General features: G+C 34.2%; 8 protein-coding genes. All 8 read right to left on the bottom strand.

Going from position 1 to position 9,617, the window contains the following annotated elements:
* Positions 1 to 285: 285 nt before the first annotated feature.
* The 8 genes from G8O23_RS16670 to G8O23_RS16635 all read right to left on the bottom strand — a co-directional run bounded on the left by G8O23_RS16670 (position 286) and on the right by G8O23_RS16635 (position 9,494).
* Positions 286 to 1,248: a HaeIII family restriction endonuclease gene (locus G8O23_RS16670; protein WP_219932578.1), complete on the bottom strand. Its 963-nt coding sequence runs from the start codon at positions 1,246 to 1,248 to the stop codon at positions 286 to 288.
* A gap of 4 nt (positions 1,249 to 1,252) precedes the next feature.
* A complete protein-coding gene (locus G8O23_RS16665; RefSeq protein WP_166366957.1) occupies positions 1,253 to 2,344 on the bottom strand; it encodes a DNA cytosine methyltransferase in 1,092 nt (363 codons plus the stop codon).
* A gap of 4 nt (positions 2,345 to 2,348) precedes the next feature.
* Positions 2,349 to 2,765, bottom strand: coding sequence for a helix-turn-helix domain-containing protein (locus tag G8O23_RS16660; RefSeq protein WP_166366955.1), 417 nt, complete (start codon positions 2,763 to 2,765; stop codon positions 2,349 to 2,351).
* Between the two features lie 260 nt (positions 2,766 to 3,025).
* Positions 3,026 to 3,865, bottom strand: coding sequence for a RhuM family protein (gene rhuM, locus G8O23_RS16655; protein ID WP_166366953.1), 840 nt, complete (start codon positions 3,863 to 3,865; stop codon positions 3,026 to 3,028).
* Between the two features lie 285 nt (positions 3,866 to 4,150).
* Entirely contained in the window at positions 4,151 to 5,869 is a 1,719-nt protein-coding gene (locus G8O23_RS16650; protein WP_166366951.1) for a LamG-like jellyroll fold domain-containing protein, read from the bottom strand.
* Between the two features lie 182 nt (positions 5,870 to 6,051).
* Positions 6,052 to 6,942 carry an AbaSI family restriction endonuclease gene (locus G8O23_RS16645; protein WP_166366949.1) on the bottom strand — a complete coding sequence of 297 codons (891 nt, stop codon included), beginning with the start codon at positions 6,940 to 6,942 and terminating at the stop codon, positions 6,052 to 6,054.
* Positions 6,942 to 8,315, bottom strand: coding sequence for a hypothetical protein (locus G8O23_RS16640; protein WP_166366947.1), 1,374 nt, complete (start codon positions 8,313 to 8,315; stop codon positions 6,942 to 6,944). The genes G8O23_RS16645 and G8O23_RS16640 overlap by 1 nt, the downstream gene beginning before the upstream one ends.
* A gap of 192 nt (positions 8,316 to 8,507) precedes the next feature.
* Complete coding sequence (locus tag G8O23_RS16635) at positions 8,508 to 9,494, bottom strand: hypothetical protein (RefSeq protein ID WP_166366945.1); 987 nt, start codon at positions 9,492 to 9,494, stop codon at positions 8,508 to 8,510.
* Between the last annotated feature and the right edge of the window lie 123 nt (positions 9,495 to 9,617).

Below are 9,617 nucleotides of genomic sequence, written 5' to 3'. Positions count from 1 at the left end.
TGCTCGAGCGGGCGATGGCGATACTCCCTCCATTTCAAGGCAAGGCCAACGCTCCGAAGCTTGCCGCCCATGCCCACCTTGGCGATGTACGCTAACGGTGAGGGGTGTGTAAAGTGCTGGCGAACGAGACGAGTCGCTATCTACCGAGACCCGACAAGAACGAGCCTAAGCGCCTATGTATCAGCCTGCATGCCAGCATTTTATACACCCCATGTTAGCAACTGGGCTTTATTTCTTCGTCTAATAGCTTAATTCCAAAATATTTTGTTTTCGAGGGTGGTGTTCTTAGTCTTTAATAAATATGTGATTAGCAAATAATGATTGTGGTACACTAATCAGATTAATGTCAAATTTTAATGACGATTCTACTCTTGAACTTGCACTATGGATTCTAAATGATATATTCCAACCCTCATTCAAAGAGACTTTTAAAGTTGTAGTTGATTCGTTTTCATAAACAACTTCTACTAATCTTGACGGTAATTTTAGTTTTGGAATTCTAGCCTTTGGTTTAACTTTTTCAAATGGTAAATTAAGCGTACCTTGCAAATTATATCCTTGTATTTCAATCTTATTCTTCCCTTTTATTACCTTGTAAAAATCCTGATTTCCAATTAGATAATTAACAAGTCTTTCTGCAACTATTACGGGGTTTTCTTTGTCTAATTTCAATAATTCCTTTCTAAAAGCTTCAAGAATAGGGATGTAAACCTTTTGGTGCATATTCTCAATGCTAGTCCACTTTGTTGATTTGTCCTTTTTCCTTATGCTTTCAAGCATCGAAAAGACAGATTCAATTTCCTCAAAATACTGTTTAGAACAAGGAATTCCTAACCACTTTTCTCCAAAGTCGATGCTCTGTGATAATCTTGAATGCTTAACCGCACGATGATTGTTTTTTGCAGAGATTCCAATCTCCCAATTTTGAAGTGAACGTATTAGTAGAACATCTCTAACATCACCTGATTGACCCTGTTGGTCTGAAACTATTTCAAGTTGCAGGGTGTCGTGCTCGTTTATTCCGTGAGAAAGTCTTGGCTCGATGTCGATTAGGAAGTTAACGGCTGCACTCGAAGTAATTCTGTATGTACTTTGGTCAGTTTCATTAAAACTTTCAAAGCATTTCTTTGCATTCTTTAAGGGGTCATTGTCAATTATTGTTACCGTAGTAAGATTCTTTAACCTCTCATAGAATTCGAGCAAAAGAGCGTATTCAAAAGCTTTGCCTGTCAATATTTGTATGGCCATTATTTTAAGAATTAACGATTTCTAGCATTTTTTCTTTTACCTTGCTACCATTAATTATGGGTTTGGTCTCTTTTGCATAACCATTAGTTTTAATGCTAGATAGATTTAAGGATTCTAAATCCCTTTTTATTTTTTCTGCGATAGCTCTTGAAAGTCTCACTGGAACGGCGTTTCCAATCATTTTGTAACCTGCTGAAATGTTGTTGTAATAGAATATAAAACTATCAGGGAATGTTTGAATTCTAGCGCATTCTCTAACGCTCAATCTTCGGTAAAGTTGTTCCTGTCCTTTGACAAACTCTCTTTTATTCTGCTCAATAAATGTCATTTTTGGTGCTTGTGGATGAATAGGGATATGTCTTGCACCTGCTTGAATGGTAAATGAAACCTCATTCCAACCTCTTACTCTATTCCTTGACATAAAAATTGGGGAAAAATCACCAAGCATATACTCGTGGTTAGAGATTTTGCAAACAGCACCATTTTGCCCAATACCATTCTTTCTTGCAACAACAGTTTCTTTAAGGTCTCCAATAGCTTTTTCTAATGTTATTTTCTCGTTGGGTGTGGTTGGTTTAGGAAATTCAAAGGCTATTCCAAGGTCTTTTCTGTAACCAACAAAAAACACCCTTTTCCTATCTTGGGGTACACCAAAATCAGATGCATTTACCAAACCAAATGTTAGGTTATAGCCACACTCTTCAAAGAGTTTCTTAATATTAGCGAGCGCATCCTTATGCGTGGGGAGTAGCATTCCCGAAACATTTTCTGCAAGGAAAAATTTGGGTTGTTTATCTGCAATAATTCTGATGAAATCGAAAAATAGTTGTCCTCTACTATCATTTACACCCCTTAGAGTACCGGCCTCGCTCCAGCTCTGACAGGGTGGCCCACCAATAATCCCGTCACAATCTGGAACTTCAATTGATTTAATGTCAACAATGCTACGTCGGTCTAGTACAGTTGATTTATGGTTTTTTTCGTATGTTTCCCAAATCTCCTTATCATACTCATTTGCCCAAACCACGTTAAACCCTGCTTTTTGAAAACCAAGGTCAAGGCCACCTGCTCCTGCAAAAAATGATACTATGTTCATTGCACTAAAATTTTATAGCGGTTTGTTTAATGTTATTCTGTTTTAGGTAGTTGATTTTCTGCTCAGCTAAATGAAGTGTATCACAGGGGCAATCTACGCTATAGATTTTTCTTGCTATCATTTCGCTGTAAAACTCTTTTTTCAGATTTATAATGTCAAGTTCAAAAATTTCTGAAAGTTTTTCAAGTCTTTTTTCGTCAAAGTCTCTTTTACCATTCTCTATTTTACTTAGGTTTGCAGAGTCTAAATCTAATCGAGCTGCAAGCTGAGTCAAAGTTAAACCCTTTTCATTCCTTAGTTTTCTAATGTATTCTCCAAAACTTTCTTTCATTTGACTTGATGTTTTATGCTTGTCAATCATTGACAAATATAAGTCCGTATTTTCTAATTCGCAATTTTTTTTAATCCTTTTTTTTTCCATACGCCAGATAGGGCAAAAAGTGCGGAGGGAAACAAAATTTTATCTCTTAATATTCAATGTATTAAGCTATATCGATTTTTCTTCAGGCCTTGTTGCTAACGGCTGGGGGTGTGACCAGTTTGTGGGAGCGGAGCTTGGGATTTATCCCCCGTTAAGAACAACCCTGCGTGCCAACCCGCTTCCGTAACCCATTTAGCCCAAATTGGTTACACCCCTTGTTACCAAACGTTATTGATTTTCTTAAAAGAATCTATTGCTAGTCAATTAAGTTTCGAGATTAAATCATTTGGGTCTAACTCAATTTTCGAAAAAGCAAACCATTTCTTTCCTAAATCTTTCAAAGACGCTCCTATGTGATAAACTGACTCTTTGTCAATTATTAAAAATCTGTCGTGAGATTTATTAAATGTTTTTATTTCAATAGAAGGGTATTGTTCATTATGTTTTTTTAAGTCAAGTTTCAGCTGTTTCGTGAGGTTTGATGTAAAAATCATTGCGCTCACATCCTTTTTCCTTTTCGATAGAATTGAAAGAACGCTTTCATCAACATAATTGTCAATTAGCATAATAGATTTTTTGGCAGATTTGATCAAGTCACTCACGAAAATATAGGCATCAAAAACCTGTCCTTCAAAAAATATACCTTCATTGGGAGGTAAGCTTGTTCTAATCTGAAAATCAAATTCATCGACTTTATTTTTTAGATAGTTCACATCTTTTTCAATTCTTTCAAAGCGCTGATTCACTGCATAACCTTTAAGCAAATAGTCTTTGAGTACTTTATTTGCCCATATTCTAAATTGAGTTCCACGAACGGATTTTACACGGTAACCAACTGATATTATTACATCTAGATTGTAAAATTTTGTCTTATACTTTTTTCCATCACTGGCAGTTAGTAAGGATTCCTTACCAACTGAACTTTCATCAAGTTCATTTTCTTTGAAAATGTTTGAAATGTGAAGGGTTATGTTGTTTCTTGTTGTTTGAAATAAGTCAGCCATCTGGGCTTGAGTCAGCCATACTGTATCTTCTTCAATTCTTACTTCTAGACTTACTGAATGCTCATCTGGTTGATAAATAATAATTTCGTCTTTCATAAAATTCCAATCAAGTTATTCTTTGCTTTATTCTCATCACAAAATTAAATATTAATTTCACATAGGTGCTTTAATTGAATACTTGCAATAGATTTCTTTGATTCGAATCTGCTTATCCTGTTGGATGTCTGTCGTTTATAATGTTTGGTAACGGCCGGGGGTGTGAAAAGTGCTGGAGATTGAAACAGTTTTCTCGTCCCACGAGATAAAGATAGATTGAAACGAGAAAGATTCCTAATCTGCTAGAAACCAGTATTTTTTACACCCCTTGTTAGCAACCGTAATTTATTCTTTCTTTTGTTTGTAAAGTTCCTTTATTTCGGTTTCACTTAATACTCTTTGGTATAATCTGAATTCATCTATACTACCATCAAACGAATGGATGTCGTTTCCAATTTGTAAGAATTCCGTTGAGTTCGTAAAAGGAATTAAATCATTTCTCGCAAGAATTTTCTTACCGTTTTTAAAGAAAGATAATTGTCCAATTGTTTGGTCGGCTACAATAACGATATGTGTCCAAGTATTTAATGGAATAGTATCTCTCACGAGATAAACAACACGGCCTATTGAATAGATTTCAAAACCCCATTGGTCTGGGTACATTCCAACAGTCGTATTCCAATGGGGGCCTAAATTACCTGGTTTAAAGCTTATAGCCCAAGAATCCGCTGGATTAAGGGTTCTTGGATTTAACCAGCAGGAAATTGATATTGATTTACTTGGATTTATTTCTGAGTCGTATTTAATCTTTACGGCACTGTTTCTATCTGTAAATTCTATCGCAGAGTTCTCCACGTTATTTATTCCTTTGGTAAAGTTCGTATTAATGTATTCAACTTTTTCAGAGTTATTTATTTCAACTTCCTCTTTTTCAAATGAGAGTTTAGCAACAAGCCCTCTTTCAAGTTCAATTTTCGGAGTGTAATTATTTAAAGCACTCTGGTTTGCTTGCTTTTTCACAAATTTCGTTACCAACTTCGCTTCTTTAGATTTGTTTATTGAAGTCAAATAGTTCGCCAAATTACTTAGCTCAACTTCATCCGAAAAGAAATATGGATTTGTTTGTAATCCAGAAATAATTGATTCTGAGATTTCATTCTTGTGCAGAATTGAGTTTAATATTTCTCTCGAAGCCGATTTTGGTGAAGAATAAATACTTAGAAAGTCATAGCCATATTTTGCAAATAGTTTTTCTCTGTTCTGAAATTTTTCATTAAAATCATTGCTCGTTGCAATTTGAGGTAGTTGCAAATCTTCGAAAACTTTAGGAAGACATTCAGCAATTGTATTAATGAGAACAATTTCCATATTCTTTTCCTCAAAACTTTGGTATTCCCAGTAAAAATTATCCACGGGGGCTCTATTTAGCAAACGAGCCAGCTTGAATATTTTATCAACTTTTTGTTCGTGTTCAAAGCCAACACTTATAAAAACATTTTTGTCTAGATTGCTTTGCTGATTTAAAAAATATTCGGTGTCGTACAGGTATTCTGCTAAGGTGAAAAATGGGCTTGATAGAATGTAACTCTGAAAAAGATTTTTGTTTAGAAGCATTTCATATAAACCAATCTGACCGTTCAGGGAGTTTGCAATAGCAACGCTATAAGATGTTGGGCTGTAATTATTTTTAATGAAGGGTTGTAATTCTTTATCTATAAAGTTTAGATATAATTCCATTTTCTCTTTTGCGTAACAGTAATCCCTTGCAGGGTTTACACCAACTACAATGGATTCAGGAATTTTTTTAGCTTTCGAAAGAGTTTTAATTATTCCAGTTACAGAATGAAAGAATTGATTCCCATCAAAAAGATAAATGACTGGGTATTTCTTTTCTGCATTATCTTTAAAACTTTCAGGCAAGTACAATTGAACAATTTCTTTCTTATTCAATGTATTTGATTCAAATTCAATTGTTTTCCCAATAATAAATTCTTTTTCAGATTGAGAATAACATTCGAACGAAATAAAGGAACAGAACATTAAAAAGATTGTTAGTTTTCTCATTTCACTATCCGATTTTCTGTCATATTATGGTTGCTAACGGCTGGGGGTGTGGCAAGTGTGGGAGAGCGTGTTACGTTTTCGTCCCCCGACGAAAACGCCCGAGCGGGCGAAACCGCTCCGAAGTCCCGATGTCAACCCACATTGGCTACACCCCTTGTTAGCATTCGTTTTTCTTGTCTTTCTTACTGGTATTCAGCATCCATAATGTTTATGGTTTCACCTATTCTTGTCCAAACAGTTCCGATTTCTGCATTTGAAAGTTCTTTGTCATTAGTGAAAACGCCAACGTATTTATAATTTGTTAAACCTAATATGTCTTTGTAGTGAAAGAAAACTATTCTATAATGACTACCTTGAGTGTGCCAATTAAAGTGGTCAACTTTCTTTTTAGTATCTGAATGAGTTTCGGTAATAGTTCCATTAATTTCATCATAAGTATTTATCCAACCGCTTCGTTGTCTTTCAGAGGGCCACCAAATAAATAAGTCGTTTCTTTTGGGGTTTTGTATTCCTCCTTTTCTTAGAAAACCCCTTATTGTTTTACGATGGTCTGCGTCAAAGAGTAAGCATATGTCTTCAATTGTATGAAATGAAACTTCATCTGAGATTGTAATTATTCCTTTTTCTTTCCAATATATTGGATTATGCTCTTTTTCTGGACACCAAGGCTTAAAAGTTCCTTTTGCAACTTTTTCATTAACAGACTTTTTTATTAATGATACTAATTCGTCAATCTGAGAATGGATTTCCTTTAATTCTAGACTACAATCAATCACAAAAACAGAATGCCCTGTATTTGTTTCAATTTCTTTTCTTCTTTTTAAGTCATTGATAATTCTATCATTACTATAGTAATGTGCTGGTTCATTTATTTCAACGTGAATTCCAACTTGTGGGAAATATACATCGGTTAAAGCATAATTAATATGTTGCCTTGTAACATATTGCTGAGGAGTAATTTTTACATCATAATTGTCAATTAAATGCCAAATACGTGTTATCACATAATGCTCAATTCTTTTACTGCTTGTTCTTTGAAACAGTCTTGAAATATAGTCAAGTTTATAGCTCATTATGAAGTTGTTTGTAGGTCTTGTACTGGACTAAACCCCTCATTTTTTTTAAAGTCCATTCTGTGTTCAAAATTGCTCATACTATCAGATGGGTCAAGAAGTTCAAAATTTAATTGGTCGAGTTTAGTTCGGTCAATATTTACAGAAACAATTGTTTGTTCCTCAAAATTGCCTGTTGCAGAATTCATAAGTGAACTTTTTGCATTGATTTGAACTTCGTTAATTGTGTGAAAAAGTTGAAATATTTCCTTTGCAATTTTGAGAATACAACTGCAAACATAATCCTGATAGATTTCATTAAAACGTGAAAGTGGCAACGGTTCATCTCTGATCTCAAGTCCTTTACGCAATATTTTCTTGGTTGTATTTGGAATAACTTCTTCGTTGTGGACATAAAAATCTACGTATACTTTATTTGAATTAGTTTTAAATGTAATATCGGAGCCATATTCTAGTATGTCATCAAATGGATTAAAGAAATTTAAAGCATAAGTATATGCTTGTGGGTTTTTACTTAGAACTCCGTTTGCAATATCAACCATTTTTTTATAATTGTCCATATCTCTCAGATACTGCTCGTGTGCTAGTTGCTGTTCTTTTAGATTTTCTTCAAGTAATTTTGAGCGGTTATCTTCAAGACTTTTTATACTATTATCAAGAGTAACACTTTTCTCAAAGTCTTTAGCACCTAATTTGAAAATATAGGCAGTTAAAAAAGCTAAAACAGATAAAATTGAAATAAAGTATTGTAAAAAGCCTTCTTGAAATAAGCCGTACAACAAACCCACTATACAAATTAAGCCAATGAAAATAAAAACTTTTTCATTCCCCAAAATTTTAAATAGCCAACGGTTTTTTGGAATGAACATTTTCCCAATTATTAGACGCAACAATGATAGCCTGTAACGCTTTTTTAAATCTGCTACTTCTTGCTCAATGTATTCATTGGTGAATTTTGTAATTTCTTCTCTTAATTCTTCAGCTGTTTGTACATATTGTGGTGCCTCTTTTTTTTGAAGTGATTCCCAATTCATTTTTTCAGAATAAGTCTTATGCACGGATTGTATTACTGATAAATAATTATTGTGTTCTTTTACTTCTTCTTCATTGGCTCTAATAATTTCTTGTTTTTCTCTTTCAGCCTGCTTCTTCTCCATTTGTATTAAGTACTTCTCACGTTCACGACGTTCAATTTCCACTTCCTTATGCCGTTGTTTGTACTCTCGTGCTTCTTCACGTTGTTTTTTTCTTTCTTCAACTTCAATAACGTGTCGCCTTGGGGTTGCCCAACCAGTATTTCCAAATACCTTGTTGCTTACCCATTTACCGGTATTCCTACCCAGTTCACTTTTCAAAGATTTTCCGAAACTCATAATTTTCCGTTTTTTATGTTAGTTGTTGTCTTGTTGTCTTGTCTTAAAATGAATGCTAACGTTTGACGGTAAGAAATCGTTGCGCTTTCGGAGCACTTTCCTATCAACCCGTTACGCCGCTTATTAATTGTTATATCACTCAAATATAGCACTTTCCGCGCAATGTTTTTTACCGTGTGTTGGGCAAAGTAATTATTTGTTTTCCAGTCGTTTGATAATCTTTTCTTTAAAATCTTTATCAATATCAATCGTGGTTATATTTTTCCTTATTTGCTCTAAATCAATCAAATCATGTAAAGGTGATTCAAGCTCCTTAAAAATCGCTGTAGTATCAAGTACTGAAATATTATCTGCAAATGTTTTAAAAAACAAATCAGAATTTTTTGAAAGAATCTTAAACAAAAGCTCATTGCTCCACTCGCTAAACTCAACGTTATTTTCACAAATCACACTAAATGTTTTTAGAAAATCAAGAATCAATGAATCATCTAGATGTTCTATGTTATTTGTGATTGCAAGCAATGGCTCTGATTGACATTTAGTCTTATCAAAGTTGTCAATACCGACATGAAAATAGTTTTTTCGCTTTTTATATACTCTTGTATCACCATTAACCGTCATTGTAATTTTTAATCCAGTCAATTTCCCAGAATACTCAAGCAAATAATCCTCATTGTAATTATTCCATATCCTATTTGTCTTAAGAATAACTGAAGAATCAATGTATCCAATCGGGAAAGCTTTAGAGTAACATTTATTGTATCCAGTTGAAATCTTAAAGAATAATGAATCTCCACTTGTTCTTAATCCACTAATTTTTGATACAAAGAATCCAGGTAAATAACCTTCTCTTGCCTCATCAAACTCATCTGATGTTCCATAGTACCAACCTTCAACAATCTCTCCTGTTTTTTTGAAAGCGATATAGTGGTTTTCGATTAAGTTATCTGTATTGTATGGATATACATATTCATAAATCCCGTTTAGATATAAATTAATCTCATCATTTTGAATATCTGCATCATGGTTCAATTTTTTCGCAACTGTATCAGCAAGTAAAAATAAATCAATCTTGTCGCTATCATCTTGAATTACTTCTTTATCAACTTTCTTATCACGCTGATTCGAAGCGCATGAAATTGAAATTATCAGAATTATTAGCAGTCTAAAATGTTTCATGTTTGCAGTCTGTCATTATTTTGCCCAACGGTTGGGGGTTGTGGCTAGTGGGGATGTGCGTAGCCCACGTTTTCGTCCCCCGACGAAAACGAATGGCAGCGGGCGACCCCGCCCCGAGCTTCC

Source organism: Perlabentimonas gracilis, assembly GCF_011174675.1.
GTDB classification, from domain to species: Bacteria; Bacteroidota; Bacteroidia; order Bacteroidales; family Tenuifilaceae; genus Perlabentimonas; species Perlabentimonas gracilis.
Note: the sequence above shows the minus strand (reverse complement) of the source record. Positions and strands in the feature narration are given on the sequence as shown.

Bases quoted from the DNA above. Each gene is read 5' to 3' on its own strand.
- G8O23_RS16670 (WP_219932578.1), bottom strand. From the start codon at position 1,248: ATGGCCATACAAATATTGACAGGCAAAGCTTTTGAATACGCTCTTTTG.
- G8O23_RS16665 (WP_166366957.1), bottom strand. From the start codon at position 2,344: ATGAACATAGTATCATTTTTTGCAGGAGCAGGTGGCCTTGACCTTGGT.
- G8O23_RS16660 (WP_166366955.1), bottom strand. From the start codon at position 2,765: ATGGAAAAAAAAAGGATTAAAAAAAATTGCGAATTAGAAAATACGGAC.
- rhuM (WP_166366953.1), bottom strand. From the start codon at position 3,865: ATGAAAGACGAAATTATTATTTATCAACCAGATGAGCATTCAGTAAGT.
- G8O23_RS16650 (WP_166366951.1), bottom strand. From the start codon at position 5,869: ATGAGAAAACTAACAATCTTTTTAATGTTCTGTTCCTTTATTTCGTTC.
- G8O23_RS16645 (WP_166366949.1), bottom strand. From the start codon at position 6,942: ATGAGCTATAAACTTGACTATATTTCAAGACTGTTTCAAAGAACAAGC.
- G8O23_RS16640 (WP_166366947.1), bottom strand. From the start codon at position 8,315: ATGAGTTTCGGAAAATCTTTGAAAAGTGAACTGGGTAGGAATACCGGT.
- G8O23_RS16635 (WP_166366945.1), bottom strand. From the start codon at position 9,494: ATGAAACATTTTAGACTGCTAATAATTCTGATAATTTCAATTTCATGC.